The 20,203-nt window shown below is 72.6% G+C and carries 15 protein-coding genes; 10 read left to right on the top strand and 5 right to left on the bottom strand.

Annotated features, from left to right (window positions below):
• Positions 1–397: 397 nt before the first annotated feature.
• Complete coding sequence (locus IO36_RS34335; RefSeq protein ID WP_037625876.1) at positions 398–1,330, bottom strand: Ppx/GppA family phosphatase; 933 nt, start codon at positions 1,328–1,330, stop codon at positions 398–400.
• A gap of 126 nt (positions 1,331–1,456) precedes the next feature.
• Between IO36_RS34335 and IO36_RS34340 the strand changes: the two genes are divergently transcribed.
• Positions 1,457–2,305 (top strand): DUF3109 family protein, encoded by an 849-nt coding sequence (locus IO36_RS34340; RefSeq protein WP_037625878.1) that lies wholly within the window; start codon positions 1,457–1,459, stop codon positions 2,303–2,305.
• Between the two features lie 134 nt (positions 2,306–2,439).
• Here the strand turns inward: IO36_RS34340 and IO36_RS34345 are convergent, their stop codons facing one another.
• Positions 2,440–4,239 carry a BACON domain-containing protein gene (locus IO36_RS34345; protein ID WP_037625880.1) on the bottom strand — a complete coding sequence of 600 codons (1,800 nt, stop codon included), beginning with the start codon at positions 4,237–4,239 and terminating at the stop codon, positions 2,440–2,442.
• Between the two features lie 285 nt (positions 4,240–4,524).
• Here IO36_RS34345 and radA point away from each other — a divergent pair, with 285 nt between their 5' ends.
• Positions 4,525–5,934, top strand: a complete 1,410-nt coding sequence (gene radA, locus IO36_RS34350; protein ID WP_037625882.1) for a DNA repair protein RadA — start codon at positions 4,525–4,527, stop codon at positions 5,932–5,934.
• Between the two features lie 68 nt (positions 5,935–6,002).
• Positions 6,003–7,127: a DNA integrity scanning diadenylate cyclase DisA gene (gene disA, locus IO36_RS34355; RefSeq protein WP_037625884.1), complete on the top strand. Its 1,125-nt coding sequence runs from the start codon at positions 6,003–6,005 to the stop codon at positions 7,125–7,127.
• 165 nt (positions 7,128–7,292) lie between these two features.
• On the opposite strand, the gene IO36_RS34360 is transcribed toward disA, so the two are convergent.
• Positions 7,293–8,144 (bottom strand): hypothetical protein, encoded by an 852-nt coding sequence (locus IO36_RS34360; RefSeq protein WP_078943619.1) that lies wholly within the window; start codon positions 8,142–8,144, stop codon positions 7,293–7,295.
• Positions 8,145–8,336: 192 nt separating this feature from the next.
• Between IO36_RS34360 and IO36_RS34365 the strand changes: the two genes are divergently transcribed.
• The 5 genes from IO36_RS34365 (at position 8,337) to cseC (ending at position 12,978) form a co-directional block, all read left to right on the top strand.
• Positions 8,337–9,254 (top strand): HhH-GPD family protein, encoded by a 918-nt coding sequence (locus IO36_RS34365; protein ID WP_037625886.1) that lies wholly within the window; start codon positions 8,337–8,339, stop codon positions 9,252–9,254.
• A gap of 254 nt (positions 9,255–9,508) precedes the next feature.
• The gene (locus IO36_RS34370; RefSeq protein WP_037625888.1) at positions 9,509–10,048 is read left to right on the top strand and encodes a SigE family RNA polymerase sigma factor; all 540 of its coding nucleotides are present in this window, start codon (positions 9,509–9,511) and stop codon (positions 10,046–10,048) included.
• Positions 10,036–10,686 carry a hypothetical protein gene (locus IO36_RS34375; RefSeq protein WP_037625891.1) on the top strand — a complete coding sequence of 217 codons (651 nt, stop codon included), beginning with the start codon at positions 10,036–10,038 and terminating at the stop codon, positions 10,684–10,686. Before IO36_RS34370 ends, IO36_RS34375 begins: the two co-directional genes overlap by 13 nt.
• A 17-nt stretch (positions 10,687–10,703) precedes the next feature.
• On the top strand, positions 10,704–11,411 hold the full coding sequence (cseB, locus tag IO36_RS34380; RefSeq protein ID WP_037625893.1) for a two-component system response regulator CseB: 708 nt from the start codon (positions 10,704–10,706) through the stop codon (positions 11,409–11,411).
• 7 nt (positions 11,412–11,418) lie between these two features.
• Positions 11,419–12,978: a two-component system sensor histidine kinase CseC gene (gene cseC / locus IO36_RS34385; RefSeq protein ID WP_078943620.1), complete on the top strand. Its 1,560-nt coding sequence runs from the start codon at positions 11,419–11,421 to the stop codon at positions 12,976–12,978.
• Between the two features lie 194 nt (positions 12,979–13,172).
• On the opposite strand, the gene IO36_RS34390 is transcribed toward cseC, so the two are convergent.
• A complete protein-coding gene (locus IO36_RS34390) occupies positions 13,173–14,786 on the bottom strand; it encodes an MDR family MFS transporter (protein ID WP_037625895.1) in 1,614 nt (537 codons plus the stop codon).
• Positions 14,787–14,957: 171 nt separating this feature from the next.
• On the opposite strand from IO36_RS34390, the gene IO36_RS34395 reads away from it, so the two are divergent.
• Entirely contained in the window at positions 14,958–15,593 is a 636-nt protein-coding gene (locus tag IO36_RS34395; protein ID WP_051901168.1) for a TetR/AcrR family transcriptional regulator, read from the top strand.
• Between the two features lie 201 nt (positions 15,594–15,794).
• On the opposite strand, the gene IO36_RS34400 is transcribed toward IO36_RS34395, so the two are convergent.
• A complete protein-coding gene (locus IO36_RS34400; RefSeq protein ID WP_037625897.1) occupies positions 15,795–16,484 on the bottom strand; it encodes a M23 family metallopeptidase in 690 nt (229 codons plus the stop codon).
• Positions 16,485–17,042: 558 nt separating this feature from the next.
• On the opposite strand from IO36_RS34400, the gene IO36_RS34405 reads away from it, so the two are divergent.
• Complete coding sequence (locus IO36_RS34405) at positions 17,043–20,174, top strand: NACHT domain-containing protein (protein ID WP_051901169.1); 3,132 nt, start codon at positions 17,043–17,045, stop codon at positions 20,172–20,174.
• The last annotated feature ends 29 nt before the right edge of the window (positions 20,175–20,203 follow it).

Raw genomic sequence — 20,203 nt, forward strand, 5'->3', positions numbered from 1 at the left:
GAGTGGGGGTCGCTTGTGATCGATGCCACGCCCTGCCGGGTGGGGAGCGGGGGCGCCCACTCGCCGTGGGGGGCGGCGTTCTGGGCGGCTTCCCCTGCGGGGGGGCTGGGGACGGGCGCCCACTCGCCGTGGGGGCGGGGTTCTGGGCGGCTTTCCCCTGCGGGGGGCTGGGCGCGCCGTTCCCCGCGCCCCTTCAGGGCGCAGGACCTTCGCGGCGCCTTCGGGGGGCGGCCCAGGGGCCCACTCGCCGTAGGGGGCGGGGTTCGGGGCGGCTTTCCCCTGCAGGGGGCTGGGCGCGCCGTTCCTTGCGCCCCTTTGGGGCGCTCGACCTTCGCGGCGCCTTCATGGGGTGGCTCAGGGGCGCCCGCCAGGGGAGGGGCCCGGGGCCCCTCCCCTCTTACTCCGAGGCCATCTGGTCCAGGCGGCGGAGGATGACGCCCTCCCTCAGGGCCCAGGGGCAGATTTCCAGGGTTTCCACGCCGAACAGGTCCATGGCCGCCTCGGCCACCAGGGCGCCGGCCAGGAGCTGGCCGGCGCGGCCCGGGGAGACGCCCGGCAGCTCGGCGCGTTCGCCGGTCGTCATGGACGCGAGGCGGGGCACCCAGTCCTCCAGGGAGCGGCGCTTGAGCTCGCGCTGCACGTACAGGCCGTCGGTGGAGCGTGCCGCCCCTGCTATCCGGGCGAGCTGCTTGAACGTCTTGGAGGTCGCGACCACGTGGTCGGGGGCGCCGAACCGGTGGAACTCCCCGACCGTCCGGGCGATCTCGGCCCGCACGTGCCGGCGCAGCGCCCGCACGGCCGCCGGGTCCGCCGGGTCCGAGGTCAGCCAGCCCGCGCTCAGCCGGCCAGCGCCGAGCGGCAGCGACACCGCCGCGTCCGGCTCCTCGTCCATGCCGAAGGCGATCTCCAGCGAGCCGCCGCCGATGTCGAGGCCGAGCAGCTTGCCGGCCGACCAGCCGAACCAGCGGCGGGCGGCGAGGAAGGTGAGCCGCGCCTCCTCGGCGCCGGTGAGGACCTGCAGCTCGACGTCGGTCTCGGCCTGGACCCGGGCGAGGACCTCGTCGGCGTTGCTGGCCTCGCGCACGGCCGACGTCGCGAACGGCAGCAGCGCCTCGACGCCCTTGTCCTCCGCGGCCTCGAGGGCGTCGTGGACCGTCTCGATGAGCTTGTCGATGCCTTCGGGGCCGATCGCCCCGCTCTCGTCGAGCAGTTGGGCGAGCCGCAATTCGGCCTTGTGCGAGTGCGCGGGCAGCGGGCGGGCGCCGGGGTGGGCGTCCACCACCAGCAGATGCACCGTGTTCGAACCCACGTCGAGGACACCGAGTCTCATGTACGGAACGCTACTGCCCACCCGGCGGTTCACGAGGGGCGGGGCGAAAGCCCACGTCGAACGGTGACCTGCGTGGTACTGCGGAGGACGTCCCCGGAGCGGTCCGAAGCGACTTACCCTGGACGCGTGCCAAAGACCAAAAAGGCGAAGTCCGACAAAACGGCCAGCGACTCCGCGCAGACGGCGGCCGCCAGGTCCGGGAAGCCCGGGAAGTCCATGAGGAAGAGCGACGAGAAGGGGCTCGACTTCGCCCGCGCGTGGGTGGAGTTCCCCGACCCGGCCGACGACGAGCAGGTCTTCCGGTGCGATCTGACCTGGCTGACCTCCCGGTGGAACTGCATCTTCGGGAGCGGCTGCCAGGGCATCCAGGCGGGCCGCGCCGACGACGGCTGCTGCACGCTGGGCGCCCACTTCTCCGACGAGGACGACGAGAAGCGGGTGGCCGCGCACGTGGCCCGGCTCACCCCGGAGATCTGGCAGCACCACGACGTGGGCGTGCGGACGGGCTGGGTGTCCGAGGACGAGGACGGCGACCGCCAGACCCGCCCGTACGAGGGCTCCTGCATCTTCCAGAACCGTCCCGGCTTCGCCGGCGGCGCCGGCTGCTCTCTGCACATCCTGGCCGTCAAGGAGGGACGCGAGCCCCTGGAGACCAAGCCGGACGTCTGCTGGCAGCTTCCGGTGCGCCGTACGTACGAGTGGATCGACCGGCCCGACGACACCCGGGTGCTCCAGGTCTCCATCGGCGAGTACGACCGCCGCGGCTGGGGGCCGGGCGGGCACGACCTGCACTGGTGGTGCACGTCGGCGACCTCGGCGCACGGCGCCGGCGACCCGGTCTACGTCTCGTACGGTCCGGAGCTGACCGAGCTGATGGGCAAGGCGGGGTACGACCGCCTGGTCCAGCTGTGCGAGGAGCGGCTGGCCTCCCAGCTGCCGCTGCTGGCACCGCACCCCGCGGACCCGGTGGACTGACGCCACCCGGTGGACCGACGACCTGACCTGAGGTGGGCCGACGCCATGCCGTGCGCGCGGGGTCCGCGGTAAGGCGGGACCGTGCGCGGGTTCCGCGGAGGCGGTGCGCCGTGCGGGATCCCTGGGCTCGGGTCCTAGGGCGTGGCCGGGTCGCCCGTGTCGTCGTCCGGGGGCGTGGAGGAGGGGTCCGGGTCCGGGGACGACGACCCGGTGGCGCTGGGCGTCGGCGTGGGGTCGGACGGTGTGGGTGTCGGGTCCTGGCTGGGGGTAGCGGACGGGGTGGTGCCCGGTCCCGAGGGGGTCGGAGTGCTCGCGGCGGGGTCGGGCTTCCCGCCCGGGCGGGGCGAGCCGGCCTTTCCGTACCCGGTGATCGTGACGACCGCGCCCGCGGGGGCGATCGCCACCCGGGCCGTCCAGTGGCCCGCCGGTTCGCGCAGGTGGTCCACGTACACCTTGACCGTCAGGGACTCGCCGGGGTCGAGCGTTCCCGACGAGCGGCTGAGGTAGAGCCAGGCGGCGCCGGTGCGGGCGGACCAGCGGACCGGGGAGCTGCCGGAGGCGGTCAGCTTGATCAGGGTCGTGTCGCCGCTCGTCCCGGCGGTCACCGCCAGATGCCCCGGGGTCGTGCCGCGGGCGCTGACGACCTCGACGGAGACGTCCGAGGAACCGCCGCCCTTGCCGAATCCGGAGCCGGGGCCGGCGCTCGCGTTCCCGGCGTTCTCGTAGCCCCCGGCCCGCCCGCCGTCCAGGCCCTCGGGGTCCTGGGCGCCGCTCGTGCTGGCCGGGCGGCCGTCCGCGCCCTCGCCGGTCAGCGGCGCGCCGCGGTACGCGGCCCACAGGGCGAGCACGGGCGCGGCGACGACGGTGGCGACGATGGTCGTCGTGACGGCACGCGCGCGCAGCCGGTCCCTTCGGGCGGCGTGGTCCTTGGGGTCCATCGGAAAACCGCGCCGGTCGTAGCGCGGGGCGCTGCCGCGGGCGCGGGGGGCGTGCGCCATCGCGGTGCGCAGGGCCGCGTGCGGGGCCTGGAGGACGGGGAGCGCAGCGGGGGTGACGCTCGTGCCGGGCCAGGCTCCGGCGACCGCGCGCTCGGCGGTGCGGCGGCAGCGCGGGCAGTCGTCGACGTGGCGGACCAGTTCGCCGCGCAGGGTGGTGCTCAGCACGAGCCGGCTGTCGCCGGTGAGCCGGGCGACGCTGGGGCAGGCGCCGGTCTCCACGACGGCGAGGGCGGCCCGGGTGCGCTCGACCTCGCAGGCGGCGGAGGCGAGCAGTTCGCGGGCCACGGCGAGGTCCATGCCGAGGACGGCGGCGCCCTCGTGGGCGGCGAGCTGGTGGCGCACCGCGAGTTCGAGCGCCTCGCGCTGTTCGGGGGTGGTGCCGGCGGCTTCCGGCCAGGCCAGCTGGGAGAGTTCGCGGCGCCGGTGGGCCTGGACCTCCTCGGACACGGGCGCGGCGACCAGCGCCTCGGCCGCTCGCCGGTCGGCGGCGGCCTTGTGCGCACTGTCGGGCACGGCGCCTTCGCGGGACGCTCCCGGGGCTCCAGGAGGGCCGCTCCGGTGGGGGGCGCGCCGCCCGGAGGCGTGCGCCGCCTGCCGCTTGCGGCGGGCTTCGGTGAGTTTGCGCAGACAGGACCAGCGGGCGAGCGCGTAGAGCCAGGCCCTGCGGTCGCCGGCGGCCTCCGGGCCGCGCGGGCCGCGCCGCTCGGCGAGCGCGAGGGCGTCCCCCAGGGCGGCGGTGGCGGCGTCGTGGTCGCAGAGCACGGACAGGCAGTAGGTGAACAGGCCGTCGAGGTAGGGCTCGTACCGCGCGGGGGGACGCTGGACCAGCGTGCGGGGGGTGGCGCCGCGGGACACGGACGCCCGCTTGCGCGCGGCTCCGTGCGCCCGGTGTGCGCCGGTGGTGTGCGTGGAGGTCTCCGGACTGCTGCTCATCACCCGTGCGACCGTAGGTGCCCGGGGCCGACGGCTTCCTGCCCCTTGAGCACATTTAATCCGTACGGGTGAAACGATCCCTCATAAGGGGACAGGAACCCCCGACCCCTGGCCTGGGCCGTCACCGGCGGCGATGGCACTCCATGGCAGATGGGACGGCCCGTGACCCGCGCGGGGCCCGGTCGCGCGGGGGTGGGAAGGGTGCACGGGGGCTCGCGGCGGGGCCGTGGGGAGGCCGGGAAAGGCCGCGGGTGCCGGGTTGTCAGTGGGTCCCGTTACGGTTCGGTCATGGCTGCCCGTACGAAATCCGCGAAGGACCGGCCGTCCTACCGCTGCACCGAGTGCGGCTGGCAGACGGCCAAATGGCTCGGCCGCTGCGCCGAGTGCCAGGCTTGGGGGACCGTCGAGGAGTACGGCGCGCCCGCCGTCCGTACGACCGCGCCTGGCCGGGTCACCACCTCCGCGCTGCCCATCGGGCAGGTCGACGGGCGCCAGGCCGCCGCCCGCAGCACCGGTGTGCCCGAGCTGGACCGCGTCCTCGGCGGCGGACTCGTGCCCGGAGCCGTCGTCCTCGTCGCGGGCGAGCCCGGCGTCGGCAAGTCCACCCTCCTGCTGGACGTGGCCGCCAAGTCGGCGAGTGACGAACACCGCACCCTGTACGTGACGGGCGAGGAGTCCGCCAGCCAGGTGCGGCTGCGCGCGGACCGCATCAAGGCGATCGACGACCACCTCTATCTCGCCGCCGAGACCGATCTGGCGGCCGTCCTCGGCCACTTGGACGCGGTGAAGCCGTCGCTGCTGATCCTGGACTCCGTCCAGACCGTCGCCTCCCCGGAGATCGACGGCGCGCCCGGCGGCATGGCCCAGGTCAGGGAGGTGGCGGGCGCGCTCATCCGCGCCTCCAAGGAACGGGGCATGTCGACCCTGCTCGTGGGCCACGTCACCAAGGACGGTGCGATCGCCGGACCCCGGCTGCTCGAACACCTCGTGGACGTCGTCCTGTCCTTCGAGGGCGACCGGCACGCACGCCTCAGGCTGGTACGCGGGGTCAAGAACCGCTACGGGACGACGGACGAGGTCGGCTGCTTCGAGCTGCACGACGAGGGCATCACCGGGCTCGCCGACCCCTCGGGGCTGTTCCTGACCCGCCGCGCCGAGCCCGTCCCCGGCACCTGCCTGACCGTCACGCTCGAGGGCCGCCGCCCGCTGGTCGCCGAGGTCCAGGCGCTCACCGTGGACTCCCAGATCCCCTCCCCGCGCCGGACGACCTCCGGTCTGGAGACCTCCCGCGTCTCGATGATGCTCGCCGTCCTGGAGCAGCGGGGCCGCATCAGCGCGCTCGGCAAGCGGGACATCTACTCCGCGACCGTCGGCGGCGTGAAGCTGTCCGAGCCCGCCGCGGACCTCGCCGTCGCGCTCGCGCTGGCGTCCGCCGCCAGTGACATCCCGCTGCCCAAGAACCTCGTGGCGATCGGCGAGGTGGGGCTCGCGGGCGAGGTCAGACGGGTCACGGGGGTCCAGCGGCGGCTGGCCGAGGCCCACCGGCTGGGCTTCACCCACGCCCTCGTACCGACCGATCCCGGCAAGGTCCCGGCCGGTATGAAGGTCCTGGAAGTGGCCGACATCGGCGCGGCCCTGAGTGTCCTTCCGCGCTCGCGTCGCAGAGAGGCCCCACGGGACGAGGAGCAGCGCCGGTAGACTTTGCCCTGGTCTCGCCCGTCCGTACGAAACGAGGGCGACCGAAAACCTGCGACCGGAGGAGTGCAGTGGCAGCCAACGACCGGGCAGCAGCTCCCGGAAAGTCCGGCGGGAGCTCCGGTGCCGATGGCCTGATGCGCGCCTCACTGAGCGCCGTGGCGCCCGGCACGGCACTGCGCGACGGGCTGGAGCGGATCCTTCGGGGCAACACCGGCGGACTCATCGTGCTGGGCTCCGACAAGACCGTCGAAGCGATGTGCACGGGCGGATTCGTCCTGGACGTCGAGTTCACCGCGACCCGGCTGCGCGAGCTGTGCAAGCTCGACGGCGGGATCGTGCTGGACAAGGACATCACCAAAATCCTTCGCGCGGGTGTGCAGCTGGTGCCCGACCCGACGATCCCGACGGAGGAGACGGGCACCCGGCACCGCACCGCGGACCGGGTGAGCAAGCAGGTCGGCTTCCCCGTCGTCTCGGTCTCCCAGTCGATGCGTCTGATCGCCCTGTACGTGGACGGTCACCGCCGCGTCCTGGAGGACTCGGCGGCGATCCTGTCCCGCGCCAACCAGGCCCTCGCGACCCTGGAGCGCTACAAGCTCCGGCTGGACGAGGTCGCGGGCACGCTGTCGGCGCTGGAGATCGAGGACCTCGTCACGGTCCGGGACGTCTCCGCGGTCGCCCAGCGTCTGGAGATGGTGCGCCGCATCGCCACCGAGATCGCCGAGTACGTCGTGGAGCTGGGCACGGACGGGCGGCTGCTGACCCTCCAGCTCGACGAGCTGATCGCCGGCGTCGAGCCCGACCGCGAGCTGGTCGTCCGGGACTACGTTCCCGAGCCGACCGCCAAGCGGTCCCGCACGGTCGACGAGGCGCTGTTCGAGCTGGACGCGCTCTCCCACGCCGAGCTCCTCGAACTGTCCACGGTCGCCAAGGCGTTGGGGTACACCGGCTCCCCCGAGGCGCTCGACTCGGCGGTCTCCCCGCGCGGCTTCCGGCTCCTCGCGAAGGTGCCGCGGCTGCCCGGCGCGATCATCGACCGGCTGGTGGAGCACTTCGGCGGACTGCAGAAGCTGCTCGCCGCGAGCGTGGACGACCTCCAGACCGTCGACGGGGTGGGCGAGGCGCGGGCGCGCAGCGTCCGCGAGGGCCTGTCCCGTCTCGCGGAGTCGTCGATCCTGGAGCGGTACGTCTAGGAGTCCCGAAGGCCGGGTGTCCGGGGCCTCACGGGGTCCGCGGCCGAGCACCCGGTGCCTCGCGGGCCCGTGGCCGAGCATCCGTGGCCGCACGGGTCCGCGGCCGAGTACCGGCGCCTGAGGTCCGCGGCCGGCCCCGGGGCATTCGCGCCCCGGCCGGCGCGGTCAGTCCTTGGAGAGCACGAACGACGTCTGCGCCTTCGCCAGGCCCGGTGCCTTCGCCTCGACGAGATAGGTGCCGGCGGAGGCCGAGCCCGAGGGGGGCGTGGCGCACGAGGGGGCGCCGGGCTTGCGGTCCCACTTCACCGTGTGGGCGGTCTGGCCGCCGGCCGGTACGCGCAGCAGGAGCGCCGAGGCGTCCTTCGGGCAGTCGTCCGAGGCCCAGTAGTCCTTGTCGCTGCCGGACTGAGTGATCGTCAAAACCGCGTTCTTCGGGCCGAGATCGACCTTGCAGTCGCGGCCCGAGGTGTTCTTGGCGAGGATCTCGATCTCGGGCTGCTCACCGGGCGCGTAGGAGTTGCGCACGCTCTTGAGCGTCAACTTCACAGCTCCGGAAGTGCAGTTGGGGACGGTGGTGTTGGCCGGGAGCCGGTCAGCGGCCCCGCCGCCGTTCTTGGCCCCGTCGTCGGAGCCGGAGCCGGCGCTCGATCCGGAGCCCGTGGAACCGTCGCCCGTTCCGTCGCCGGAGCCGTCCCCCGAACCGTCGCCCGATCCCCCGCTGCCGTCGTCGCCGCTTCCGCCGGTGCCGCCGCCGCTGCCGGTGTCTCCGCTCGACTCGTCGCGTCCGCCCGGGTGTTGGCTGATCGCGGGGCCCGAACCGGAGGGTCCGGGCGTGATCGAGGAGGCGGGATTCTTGCCGTTCGACCCGCCGGCGCCGTTGTGGCCGCCGCCTCCGCCGGTGCCGACCACCCAGACGGTGAGAAGCGCCAACAGCCCTAGTACGGACAGCAGAACGGCCCTCCGACGCCAGTAGATGGTGGAGGGTAGCGGCCCGACCGGATTGCGCAGAGATCCCACGGCGCAAACTGTACGAGAGATCGGCCGCGCCTTAGGCCCCACCCGCCGCCCCGGTACCAACTTTTCCGGATCATCATTCCGGCGGCTGTCCGTTCCGGCGCCGCGACGGCCCCCGGGTGCGGTCTTTCACCACCGCCCGCCCCCGGCGTCGTCCCCGCATCGTCACCGTCGCATGGCAGGATCGATATCGCCATGACTGCACCCACCCGGCCCACCGGGCCCCTCAGCGACGCCTCCGGCGAGGACCTCCACACCCCCGTCATCGACTGGTTCGACGAGCACGCCCGCGATCTGCCCTGGCGGCATCCCGATGCCGGCGCCTGGGCGGTGATGGTCAGCGAGTTCATGCTCCAGCAGACCCCGGTCAACCGCGTCCTGCCCGTGTACGAGCAGTGGCTGGCCCGCTGGCCGCGCCCCGCCGACCTGGCCAAGGACGCGCCCGGGGAGGCCGTCAGGGCCTGGGGGCGGCTCGGCTACCCGCGCCGCGCCCTGCGGCTGCACGGGGCGGCGGTCGCCATAACGGAACGGCACGGCGGCGACGTACCGACCGATCACGCGCAGTTGCTGGCCCTGCCCGGCATCGGGGAGTACACGGCGGCGGCGGTCGCCTCGTTCGCGTACGGCCAGCGCCATCCCGTGCTGGACACGAACGTCCGCCGGGTCTTCGCCCGGGCCGTCACCGGCGTGCAGTACCCGCCGAACGCCACCACCGCCGCCGAGCGCAGGCTCGCCCGCGCCCTGCTGCCCGAGAGCGAGAGCACGGCGGCGCGCTGGGCCGCGGCCTCCATGGAGCTCGGGGCACTGGTCTGCACGGCGAAGAACGAGACGTGCCACCGCTGCCCGATCGCCGCGCAGTGCGCCTGGCGGCTGGCGGGCAAGCCGGAGCACGACGGGCCGCCGCGCAAGGGCCAGACGTACGCGGGCACGGACCGCCAGGTGCGCGGCAAGCTGCTGGCCGTGCTGCGGGAGGCGCACGTGCCGGTCCCGCAGAGCGCGCTGGACCGGGTGTGGGACGAGCCGGTGCAGCGGGGCCGGGCGCTCGACGGACTCGTCGCCGACGGTCTGGTGGAACCGCTGCCCGGCGGTCTGTATCGGCTGCCCCTTACGTAGAGCCGACGCCATAACCGGACCGACCCGGACATAGGGCCAACTCCCCCTACCCCGTACCGACAGCCGTTACACAACCGACGGACAGCCGAGTGCTGGCCGCAGGCTGTCTCGGACACCCCCGTGACAACGCCTCCGTAGCTTCATTGCCGTACCGCAGGAGCCGCCGACCGATCGGCGGCGGACCAGCCGGCGGTTCGCAGGCAACGGACAACCGGCAGCGGGCAGGTCGGAAACGGGGACGGAGGCGGTTGATCATGGCGCAGGGCGAGGTGCTCGAATTCGAGGAGTACGTCCGGACCCGGCAGGACGCGCTGCTGCGCAGTGCCCGCCGTCTGGTCCCCGACCCGGTCGACGCCCAGGACCTGCTCCAGACCGCGCTCGTGCGGACCTACGGACGCTGGGAGGGCATCGCGGACAAGCGTCTCGCCGACGCCTACCTGCGCCGCGTGATGATCAACACCAGGACCGAGTGGTGGCGGGCCCGCAAGCTCGAGGAGGTGCCCACCGAGCAGCTCCCGGACGCGTGCGTGGAGGACGCCACCGAGCAGCACGCGGACCGCGCGCTGCTGATGGACATCATGAAGGTCCTGGCACCCAAGCAGCGCAGTGTCGTGGTGCTGCGACACTGGGAGCAGATGTCCACGGAGGAGACGGCCGCCGCGCTCGGCATGTCGGCCGGAACGGTCAAGAGCACGCTGCACCGGGCGCTGGCCCGGCTCCGCGAGGAGCTGGAGAGCCGCGACCTGGACGCCCGCGCGCTCGAACGTGAGGAGCGGGAGCGTTGCGCGGCCTAGGAGTCCGGAGCAGAACGGCCCTGAAGGCGGGGAGTTCGGCGGCTGCCGGGCTCGCCGCCCTCGGCCTTTTCGCCGCCGCGTGCGCCACCGGGGGGACCGGTGCCCGCGACGAGGGTCCGGCGGGCAGTGACGCGGTCGCCAAGGGCAGCATCAAGCCCGTCGTCTCCGGCTCGCCGTCGAAGGCGCCCAGGCGCGTGGACGCGGTCAAGATCGTCAAGGACGACCCGGCGGTCAGCGCCGCGGTCAAGCGCGATCTGAAGCCGTGCGTCGCCGACGAGTACCCGGTCGACGTGTCGTACGGGAACCTCACCGGCGGCTCCGCGAACGACATAGTGATCAACGTGATGACCTGCGCCGACGCCGTCGGTGTCGGCAGTTACGTCTATCGCGAGGCGAACGGCCGGTACCAGAATGTCTTCAAGACCGAGGAACCGCCGGTCTACGCCGAGATCGACCGGGGCGATCTGGTGGTCACCCAGCAGCTGTACAAGAAGGGCGACCCGGTGTCGTACCCGTCCAGCGAGGAAGTGATCACCTACAGCTGGTCCTCGACGCGCTTCGTCGAGGAGTCCCGGATCCACAACGACTACAGCAACGCGGTGGGCGGCTCCGGCTCGCCCGCCCCGGACGCGAACTGAACGGGCGGAGCAGCCGGATGGCAGAGCAGACCCACGTCCTGTTCGTCGAGGACGACGACGTCATCCGCGAGGCCACGCAACTCGCCCTGGAGCGCGACGGCTTCGCGGTGACGGCCATGCCCGACGGACTCTCGGGCCTGGAGGCGTTCCGCGCCGACCGTCCCGACATCGCCCTGCTGGACGTGATGGTCCCCGGGCTCGACGGCGTGTCCCTGTGCCGCCGCATCCGCGACGAGTCGACCGTGCCGGTCATCATGCTCTCCGCGCGCGCCGACTCCATCGACGTCGTGCTCGGCCTGGAGGCCGGCGCCGACGACTATGTGACCAAGCCCTTCGACGGCGCCGTGCTGGTCGCCCGGATCCGCGCGGTGCTGCGCCGCTTCGGGCACGCCAGCGGCGGTGCGGGAGCGGCGGCGGACGGGGACGCGCCGGTGGAGGGCGGGGTGCTCGCCTTCGGCGATCTGGCGATCGACACCGAGGGCATGGAGGTGACCCGCTCCGGTGCCCCGGTGGCGCTGACGCCCACCGAGATGCGGCTGCTCCTGGAGTTCTCGGCCGCGCCCGGCACGGTGCTGAGCCGCGACAAGCTGCTGGAACGGGTGTGGGACTACGGCTGGGGCGGGGACACCCGGGTGGTCGACGTCCATGTGCAGCGACTGCGTACGAAGATCGGCCAGGACCGTATCGAGACGGTTCGCGGCTTCGGCTACAAGTTGAAGGCCTGAGCACGCCATGCGGGGGAAGTTTCAGCGTTCCGCCCCGGAGGGGGCCACGACGGCCGGACGGGGACGGATTCCGGGCAGCCGCGCGGAGGCGGGGGCCGGCGCGGGCGGCGGCCCCCGCACGGGACCGGGCACCGGCGGGGGCGAGGTCCTCGGCCGGGGCGGCGGCAGGGGCCGCCGGGGACCGGGCGCGGTCGGGGTCCGGAGCCTCGGCATCGGTATCGACCGGGGCACGGACTCGGGCACGAGCATCCGCACGGGCATCCGCTGGAAGCTCAGCACCGCGATCGCCCTGGTCGGGGCGCTGGTCGCGGTCGCGCTGAGCCTGGTCGTGCACAACGCGGCCCGTGTCTCGATGCTCGACAACTCACGAGACTTGGCCGACGAGCGCATCCAGCTCGCGGAGCGGATGTACGGACCGGGCCGGCCGCCGCCGTTCGGGGCGAAGATAGACGATCCCTCGATCCCGTCGGACCTGATGACGAAGGTCTCCCAGGGGCGCCGGGCGACCTATGTGTCCGACAGCCCGAACGGCGTGCCGGACATCTGGGCCGCCGTACCGCTCAGGAACGGCCAGGTGCTGTCCTGGCACGAGCGCTTCACGGACCGCAACGCGGACGTGATGAAGGACCTCGACCAGGCTCTGATCATCGGTTCCATCGCGGTCGTCTTCGGCGGCAGCGCGCTCGGGGTGCTGATCGGCGGTCAGCTGTCGCGCCGGCTGCGCAAGGCGGCGGCCGCGGCGAACCGGGTCGCCAAGGGCGAGCCGGACGTACGGGTGCGGGACGCGATCGGCGGTGTCGTGCTCGACGAGACCGACGACCTGGCACGGGCGGTGGACGCCATGGCCGACGCGCTCCAGCAGCGCATCGAGGCCGAGCGCCGGGTGACCGCGGACATCGCCCACGAGCTGCGCACCCCGGTGACCGGGCTGCTCACGGCGGCCGAACTGCTGCCGCCCGGCCGTCCCAGCGAGCTGGTGCGGGACCGCGCGCAGGCCATGCGCACGCTCGTCGAGGACGTCCTGGAAGTGGCCCGGCTCGACGGGGCCTCGGAGCGGGCCGAGCTGCAGGACATCATGCTCGGCGAGTTCGTCTCCCGGCGGATCGCCGCCAAGGGGGCGGACGTCGAGGTGCGGGTGGTGCACGAGTCGGAGGTCACGACGGACCCGCGCCGGCTGGAGCGCGTCCTGCTCAACCTCCTCGCCAACGCGGCCCGGCACGGCCGACCGCCGATCGAGGTCACCGTCGAGGGCCGGGTCATCCGGGTCCGCGACCACGGCCCGGGTTTCCCGGAGAAGCTCCTCGCCGAGGGGCCGAGCCGCTTCCGCACCGGGAGCACCGACCGTTCCGGCGACGGCCACGGGCTGGGGCTCACCATCGCCGCCGGCCAGGCCCGGGTGCTCGGCGCCCGGCTGACCTTCCGCAACGTACGGCCCGCCGGGGCCCCGGACGGCGTTCCGGCCGAGGGCGCGGTCGCGGTGCTGTGGCTGCCGGAGCACGCGCCGACGAACACGGGGAGCTATCCGATGCTGCCGGCGTCCGGGAAGCAGGCCGGGCGGGGGTTGTAGGTCCGGGCGGGGGAGTAGTCCGGGCGCGGGCCGGGGACGCAGGTCCGGGCGCGCGAGAGAGAGACGTCGGCGCGGCAGGGGCGGAGCCCGTCGCCGCACAGGAGAAGGCCCCCGGGGCGGACAACGCCGGGGGCCTTCGTCGTGAGGTGAGAGGTTCGAGAGGTTCGGGGCCGGGAGGTCCGGTCCCGGCCGGGTCAGACCGGCTCGGCCAGGTGGACCTGGGGGGCCTCGTCCGTCGCCTCGTCCTCGCCGGGCTTCGGCGCCCCCGCTCCCTTGAGCGGGACCTCCTTCACGAACACCGCGGCGATCAGCGCGAGCACCGCGACGACGGAACCGAGCAGGAACGCGGAGTGCGTACCGGCGGAGACCGCGTGCTGGTAGGCGTCCCGCGCCGCGGCGGGCAGCTTCGCGAGGCTGGCCGCGTCGAGCTGCGCCGACTGCTCGGTCAGCTTGGAGCCCAGCGCCCCGGCCCGCTCGGTCATGACGTCCTGCACCCGGTGGTTGAACAGCGCGCCCATGATGGCGACACCGAACGACGAGCCGAGGGTGCGGAAGAGGGTCGTGGACGAGGACGCGACGCCCATGTCCTTCATCTCGACGCTGTTCTGCGCCACGAGCATCGTGATCTGCATCAGGCAGCCCATGCCCGCGCCGAGCACCGCCATGTAGAGACCGGAGGTGAACCGGGTGGTGTCGGTGTCCATCCGCGAGAGCAGGAACAGACCGATGATCATCAGCACGCTGCCGACGAGCGGGAAGACCTTGTAGCGGCCGCTGTTGGTGGTGACGCGTCCGGCGACCATCGACACGACGAGCATGGCGCCGAGCATGGGCAGGAGCAGGAGACCGGAGTTGGTGGCCGAGGCGCCCTGGACGGCCTGCTGGTACAGCGGGAGGAAGAGGACCGCGCCGAACATCACGAAACCGGTGATGAAGCCGATCGTGGACATCAGGGTGAAGTTGCGGCTGCGGAAGATGTGCAGCGGCATGACCGGCGCGGCGGCCTTGGTCTGCCAGTAGACGAAGCCGACGAGGGCGGCGACGCCGATCCCGATCAGCTCCATGATCCGCGCGGAGCCCCAGGCGTACTCGGTGCCGCCCCAGGTGGTGACGAGCACGATGGAGGAGATGCCGAGGGCCAGCAGGCCGGCACCCAGGTAGTCGATCTTCGCCTGGACGCGCTTCTTCGGCAGGTGCAGGACCGCGCTGACCGCGAGGAGGGCGACGACGCCGAGCGGCAGGTTGATGTAGAAGGACCAGCGCCAGCCCCAGTGGTCGGTGATGCTGCCGCCGACCAGCGGGCCGAGGATCATGGCGAAGGCCATGACGCCGGCCATCATGCCCTGGTACTTGCCGCGCTCGCGGGGCGGGATGAGGTCACCGATGATCGCCATGACGCCGACCATCAGACCGCCGGCGCCCAGGCCCTGGATGGCGCGGAAGCCGATGAGCTGGCCCATGTCCTGGGCCATGCCGCTGAGCGCGGACCCGATCAGGAAGATCACGATCGAGGTCATGAAGGCGCCCTTGCGCCCGTACATGTCGCCGACCTTGCCCCAGATCGGGGTGGAGGCCGCGGTGGCGAGGGTGTAGGCGGTGACCACCCAGGACAGGTGCTCGAGTCCGCCCAGCTCGCCGACGATCGTCGGCATCGCGGTGCCCACGATCATGTTGTCCAGCATGGCGAGCATCATGGTGATCATGAGCGCCATCAGGACGACGCGTACGCTCCGCTGCTGCTTCTCGCCCTCGGCCGGTTTCCCGGCCTGCTCCGCGGCCGGTTCGGCCGCTTTCGCCTGGTCCGCCATCGTTTTCCACTCCCCTGAAGTTCTGCTGCCGCCGCCGGTACTTACTTGCCGCCCGGCAAGCTGGCTACACTCAGGAAAATAGACCTGTAACTAGCCGGGCGTCAAGTAAGTTGGGCTGGTTTTGCCTGTCTGTCGGCAGGTAAGTTTCAAGGGAGCGCGAGGCATACGAAGATGGGCGGCACCATGGACGGCAGCAAGCGGCAGCAGCGCCGGGGCGACACCCGGCAGCGCATCCAGGACGTGGCCCTCGAACTCTTCTCCGAGCAGGGCTACGAGAAGACCTCGCTGCGCGAGATCGCCGAGCACCTCGATGTCACCAAAGCGGCGCTCTACTACCACTTCAAGACCAAGGAAGAGATCCTCATCAGTCTCTTCGAGGATCTGACGCGCCCGCTCGACGAGCTGATCGAGTGGGGCGCGGGGCAGCCGCACACGCTGGAGACCAAGCAGGAGGTCCTGCGCCGCTACAGCGACGCCCTCGGCGGCGCGTCCCCGCTCTTCCGCTTCATGCAGGAGAACCAGGCGACGGTACGCGAGCTGAGCATCGGCGAGACCTTCAAGGACCGCATGATCAGCATGCTGGAGATCATCAAGGAGCCCGGGGCGGAACTGACCGACCAGGTCCGCTGCATCAGCGCGCTCTTCACGATGCACGCCGGCATGTTCGTCCTCAAGGACGTCGAGGGCGACCCCGAGGACAAGCGCAAGGCCGTCCTGGAGGTCGCCATCGATCTGGTGACCCAGGCCCACGCGGGCGGAACGGCCCACGGGAGCGCGACCTCCCAGGGCTCGGGCGAAGCCTCCTAGAGCCTGGGTGAAGCCTTCTGGGGCCCGGGCGAAGCCTCCTGGGGCCCGGCGGCGAAGGGCCTTCCGCGACGGCGACGCCCTGCGGGGCCGTCCCGGCACACAGGCCGAGCCCCGGCGCCGTGAGGCGACGGGGCTCGAGTCCCTGTTCCGTTCCGGCAGTTCACGCCGGGGACGCGCGCCGGATCACCGGCGGTGGGTGGGTCAGACCGTGACACCCATGCTGTGCAGGAACGCCACCGGGTTGACGGCGGAGCCGTAGTTCGGGGTCGTACGGATCTCGAAGTGCAGGTGCGGGCCGCTGGAGTTGCCCGTGTTGCCGGACAGGGCTATGTGCTGACCGGTGGAGACGACCTGGCCGACGCGCACGTCGATGCGCGAGAGGTGGGCGTACTGCGAGTACTTGCCGTTGGCGTGCTTGATGACGATGGCGTTGCCGTACGCCGGACCGTCACCGGCGCCGTTCGGGCCCGCCTTGACGACGGTGCCGCCGTGCGCGGCCATGACGTTGGTGCCCTGCGGCACGGCGAAGTCCTGGCCGGAGTGCTTGTGGGCCCACATGCCGCCGGCCTGGTCGAAGCTGGCGGACAGGGTGTACTTCGCGACCGGGTCGATCCAGGACGCGGCCTTCTTCTTCGCGGCGGCCTGCTTGGCCACGGCCGCCTTGGTGGCGGCGGCCTTCTTCGCGGCGGCGGCCTTGGCCTGAGCGGCCGCCTGGGTCTGGACGGCGTTGGCCGCGGTGACGGTGGTGGTGGTGCTGCTGACGCCCGCTTCGGCGGCGGTCGCGACCCCTGCGCCCAGCACGACCGAGGCGCCCAGGCCGACGGCCAGAACGGCCGCCCGAGTGCGGACCAGGGACGTAAGGGACTTGCGGGACGTGACGCGCTTCGACATGAATACCTCGTGGAGACGGGGACGGGGACTTGGAACAACCACTCCGGTGCGGTGCCTGCCACCGAGTGGGCCATTCATTGGTAACCCGGCCCCCCAGCCGCACTCAAACCCCCCATCTACGGTGCGAAGTAGTACTTGATGGCCAAACTTCCCGAACCTTGACACCTCGGACATCGAGCGAGGGATCTTGTCCTTTTGGTCCGAAATCCAGGGTTTAACCCCACTTCAAGCCATGACATCCCTTGCCAAACACGGCTTCCGCCCAGCCGTCCGGAACCCCCGCCGAGAGTCCTCCCCACCCCGGGGCTAAAGTCCTTTTTGTCCGTTTTCGGTTATCCACTATCCTCCCTAGTACCGGCTGGAACGCCTGTGCCTCATGTCACCGGGGCCCTCGGTCCAGGGCCCTCCGAATGTGACGCGGGCTACCCTCCGGCCCCTGTTTTCAAGGGCTTTGGGGAACCGGGCGACCGCTCACGGACGTCCCACGACGCGGCCCCGCCCACCGGCTGTCAGGACACGGTCCTGGCGTCCCGCTCAGCGCTCTCACGGGAGATCGTCATGGACCCAGTAACCGTCGGCACGCGCCTGGCCTCGAGCGTGGCCGCGCCGCTGGTCAGGAAGCTCTTCGTCGCCGAGGGCACCGGCGCGGGGCTGGTGGACAGGCCCGTGCGGATCTCCGCGCTCGTCTCCTTCAGGGGCGAGAAGCGCACGGTCGGGGAGAAGGACCTGGCCGGACTCTCGGCCTCGCTCGTCGAACGGGCGCTGCGCACGGGCGAGCGCCCCTTCCCCGCCGACGAGGAACAGGCCGTCGTCCACGCCCTCACCACGACCCTGCACGCCCTCGGCGACCTCGCCATGACCGACGTCCAGGCGGTGGAGCTCGGCCACCGGGAACTCGCCCGGCGGCTGCGCGCGGCCGCCGGGGGCCCCGAACGGGACCTGTCCTACGACGCTGCTCTGTTCCACGAGGGGCTGCTGGACACCGCCTGCCTTCACATCCTGCATTTCTTCACCCAGCGCTCGGCCTTCGTACCCCGCACCCTCGTGGAACAGAGCCGGCGCCAGCGTGAGCTGATCGCCAAGGTGGACGAGCTGATCGCCCGCACCCCCATGACGGGCGGCACCGACCGGGCCTTCGAGCAGCGCTATCTCGCCCATGTCGGCACCCGGCACGGTCACCTCACCATCTACGGCATCGACCTCGTCGACTCCCCCGAGCGCTGGCCCCTGGACGCCGCGTATCTCAGCCTCCAGGCCCTGCGCCCCGGCGACGACGAGCAGAGCACCGCGCCGGACGGCGTCACCCTCACCGCGGCCGGCACCTCACTGCCCGCCGAGCAGGCCCTGGCCGAGACGGACCTGGTCCTCCTGCGCGGAGTGGCCGGGTCGGGCAAGACCACCCTCGTGCAGTGGCTGGCGGTGACCGCGGCGCGCGGGGAGCGGGGCGACCGCATCCCCTTCGTCCTCCCGCTGCGCACCCTCGCCCGCCGCCCCGACGGCCTCCCGGCCCCCGACGCGTTCCTGTCCGCCGTCCGGATCCCCTTCCACGCCACCCAGCCGGACGGCTGGGCGGACCGGGTCCTCCGCCACGGCCGCGGCCTGCTGCTGGTCGACGGGCTCGACGAGATCCCCGGACGTGAGCGGGAGCACACCCGCCGCTGGCTGCGCGAGCTCCTCGACGCCTACCCCGGCAACCAGTGGCTCGTCACGTCCCGGCCCTCGGCCGTACGGGAGGACTGGCTCGCGGCGGACGGCTTCACCGAACTCGTCCTGACGCCGATGAGCGGCGACGACGTGGCCGCGTTCATCCACCGCTGGCACACCGCCGCCCGCCCGGACGCCTCCGACCCCGACCGCCTCGACGGCTACGAACGCTCCCTCCTCGACGCCGTCCGCACCAAGGCGGACCTCGGCCGGCTCGCCACCAACCCCCTGATGTGCGGCCTGATCTGCGCGCTGCACCGCGACCGGCGGGGCTATCTGCCGCACGGCAGACAGGAGTTGTACGAGGCCGCGCTGTCCATGCTGCTGTCGCGCCGCGACGAGGAACGCGACATGTTCGCCGGCGGAGGCGGTCACGACGGCGTCCGGCTCACCGAACTCCCGCAGATCCAGCTCCTGCAGCGGATCGCCTACTGGCTCATCCGCAACAACCGGGTGGAGGTGGCCCGGGACCGCGCCGAACGCATCGTCGCCGACGTCCTGCCCTCCCTCCCGGCCGCGGCCGGCCAGGGCGACGCCGCCCGGATCCTGCGCCACCTCGTCGTCCGCAGCGGGCTGCTGCGCGAACCGGCCCCCGGCACCGTGGAGTTCGTCCACCGCACCTTCCAGGACTACCTGGGCGCCAAGGCGGCCGTGGAGGACGGGGACTTCGGACTGCTCGTGCGCAACGCCGGGGAGTCCCAGTGGGCGGACGTGATCCGGATGGCCGTCGCCCACGCCCGGCCGCGCGAACGGGCCGAACTGCTGGGCTCCCTGACCGAGGCGGCCGCACGGCTCGACGGGGCGGCCGCGACCCGGGTACGGCTCCTCGCGCTGGCCTCCCTGGAACACGCCACCCAGCTCGCGCCCGAGGTGCGCTCGGCCGTGGAACGCGACGCGGCGGCCCTCGTACCGCCGAGGACGTCGGCGGAGGCCCGCGCCCTGGCCGAGGCCGGTCCGCTCGTCCTCGAACTGCTTCCCGGCCCTGAGGAACTGACCGAGGCCCAGGCCCGGGGGGTGGTGGTCACCGCCTCCCTGATCGGCACCGACGCGGCCATCCCCGTGCTGGCACGCTTCCGCTCCCACCCCGCCCTGTCGGTACGGTCCCAGCTCACCTGGGGATGGCACCGGTTCGACACCGAGCGCTACGCGTCCGAGGTCATCGCCGGGCTCGACCCGACGGGGCTGTACTTCACCGCGCACTCCGCGGCCCACCTCCGCGTCCTGCGCGAGCTGGGCGGCCGGCCCAGGCTCCAGATCGTCGGGGACATCGGCGACGCCGAGCTGCGCTCCTTGCTGCCGCCCGACGAGGTCACGCATCTGGCGCTGCGGTACAACGGCCGGCTGCGCGGCCTGGACTTCCTGGCCGGTCAGCGGCGCCTCGAGCAGCTCGGCCTCGACCAGTGCACGGGCGTCGACGACCTCGCGCCCCTTCGGGAACTGCCGCTGCGGGCGCTGTCCCTGCTGTCCCACCAGGGGCGGACCCCGCCGCCCGCGGGCCTGGCGGCGCTGGGTTCCCTGCGTGAGCTGAGCCTCGGACACCGGCTCCCGGGCCCCTCACTGAGCGACACGCTCCCCCGGGACGCACCGCTGGAAAGCCTCTCCTTCGGACTGGACGTCCTGCGCGAGACCGGGCTACGGGGGCTGCGCCACTGGCGCTCGCTGCGCACCCTGTGGCTCAGCCGGGTGCCCGGACAGCTCGGACGGGAGGACTGGGCCGAGGCCGCGGCGCTGCCGGACCTCAGGGAACTGCGGATCCACCGGGCCGCCCTGGACTCCCTCGGGTCGGCGGTACCGCTGCCGTCGGTCGAACACCTGGAACTGAGAAAGCTGACGGGAAACGAGGACCTTTCCGCGCTGAGGACCCTGCTGCCGAATCTGCGGACGGTCGATTTCGTTCTCAATTCGGACACCGGTAGCGCGCCGGAAGGCCTCACCGGTCAATTGCCGGGGGAACACTCGACGACCACGACCCACAACGTTCTGTGACATGACGCGGAAGTGCGGGGAATCCCCGG

Origin of the sequence: Streptomyces aureus, assembly GCF_000725495.1 — a bacterium.
Taxonomy (GTDB): Bacteria; Actinomycetota; Actinomycetes; order Streptomycetales; family Streptomycetaceae; genus Streptomyces; species Streptomyces aureus_B.